The sequence below is a fragment of the Pseudomonas sp. SCPG-7 genome, from assembly GCF_002156405.1.
Taxonomy (GTDB): Bacteria; Pseudomonadota; Gammaproteobacteria; order Pseudomonadales; family Pseudomonadaceae; genus Aquipseudomonas; species Aquipseudomonas parakoreensis.
Genome location: NZ_MVOO01000055.1, coordinates 1 through 315, shown reverse-complemented (window position 1 = coordinate 315; position 315 = coordinate 1). Strand labels below are relative to the sequence as shown.

The 315-nt window shown below is 53.0% G+C and carries 1 protein-coding gene; it reads right to left on the bottom strand.

Translation table 11 applies throughout. The features are described 5' to 3' along the window. Positions 1–315: transposase (locus tag B1722_RS28525; protein WP_140396060.1), on the bottom strand; the 315-nt coding region annotated here is incomplete at both ends.

Below are 315 nucleotides of genomic sequence, written 5' to 3'. Positions count from 1 at the left end.
CCCGACTGTGACACTCGCAAATCCATCCCCAAAAACGCGATGAATGCATCTGCATTCCTGAAATCACCCCGTTCAAACGCAACAATCAAGCGGGCGCCAGTCAAAAAACCAACGCCTTCGACCTTCGTGCATCGCGTCAGTTGGGCAAGCAAACCGGCTTCTTTCAACTGCTCGTTGATCATCTTCTCGACCAACGTCTCAAGCCTCTGCATTGAGGCCACTTGCTCGGCAAACGCGTTTTTAAGCAACGGTTCATTTTTCCAGCTTTGCACCAAGCCAACGCGCGCCTGAACCAGCGCTGCGCGACGACGAAAA